We start from the raw sequence: 1,383 nt of genomic DNA on the forward strand, positions 1-1,383 counted from the left end.
AGTAGTTAAGAGAGGAACTCCATATGTGGTTCTTCAACAACATGCAGCTTAAAAATAAACTAGAATATTTATTAGGATTTGATCTTGGAATACGTATATGGTTTGTTGCGTGTTTTAAACAACTAATTTAGTTAATAATTACCGACCAAGAAAGTCCGCGAGGACTTTCTTAAGTAGGCTAGAACTAGCAATAAATTATATACGGTGTTGCCAGTAGTATTTATATCCGACCTTCAATTGTTCCTATAAAATTAATTAAAGACAAAGTTGCGATTGAACTCAATGAAGCATCTTTTTTAGTTGCAGTTCTTTTATGAGTGAGTTCATTCGCTAAATCTAAAGTCGAGCGTGCAAATTGTCTCAATTTCTTATTCGATGAGCCAGAAAGTTCGACAGCTATATAAGCTTCTAACATTCTTTTTGCATCTGTTTTACTAACCTTAACATCATCCAAAATCGGATGATTTTCTTCATCAAAGACTGATTGAGCGAGTGTAATTATAGTTTCCCTACAAAGAAGTCCAACAACTTGGAATTGCTCTTCTTTACTTGCTTCACTCTGACGTGTTCTAATTTCATTAATTGAACGTTCAATTCTTTCCCAGCCTCTTAGATCTATCGTTACACTAATAGTTTCGGACTCTTCAGTTTCTTGAAGTGTTTGAATTAAGCTATTATAAATTTCTCGGATATAAGCTCTTCGTTCACGATAAGTCGCAAAATCAGAACTCCATTTACCATACCAATCCCAAAGGTCTTTAAATTGATTTGGATTTTGGAAATTCAGTCTTTGTAACGCTTTATTCACAGAGTTAAATATAGCTTTGTATTCGTCGTTAATTTCTTGAATTCTTTGTCCACCAGTAGAAACTGAAATCATCGTGTTTTTAAGAAACTCAATTTCTTTTATCAAATGGTCTTTTGTCGTTAATCCAGATATTTTTGTCCAGTCAATTTTAGGTTGAGCTTTTGGAACTATTCGAATACTTGAAACAGTTTCACTATCGAGATGACGCGTTCCAATTTCAAATCGTGCGAGTAAGTCGGCTTCTATTTTTTCAATTCTATCTCTTACTTTAACAAAAGTCTCAATATCTACGCTCAAATACACGGTAAAAAAATAAATTCCACCGTTCCAGTTATCATAGCCAGTTTCTTCAATATTCAGCTCTGAAGTATTTAGAATATCAGATAATTCAGTTTCTCCATCAGCTTTCAAAAGTTCGCTGACAGTGTACACTATTTTTCTAAATTCTTCTTGTTTCTCGAGCATTTTTTATATTACTGGCAACGTGATGTGTATGGTTAGATTCTGTGTTAGCAAACAACAAAAATCCTATATTTTTTTCTATTTTTGTTTTTCAAAACGGCTTTAAGCTAGTT

1 protein-coding gene is annotated in these 1,383 nt (G+C 33.0%); it reads right to left on the reverse strand.

Going from position 1 to position 1,383, the window contains the following annotated elements; genetic code table 11:
- Positions 1-220: 220 nt before the first annotated feature.
- A complete protein-coding gene (locus H593_RS0115415; protein ID WP_028873246.1) occupies positions 221-1,273 on the reverse strand; it encodes a hypothetical protein in 1,053 nt (350 codons plus the stop codon).
- Between the last annotated feature and the right edge of the window lie 110 nt (positions 1,274-1,383).

Origin of the sequence: Psychroserpens burtonensis DSM 12212, assembly GCF_000425305.1 — a bacterium.
GTDB lineage: Bacteria > Bacteroidota > Bacteroidia > Flavobacteriales > Flavobacteriaceae > Psychroserpens > Psychroserpens burtonensis.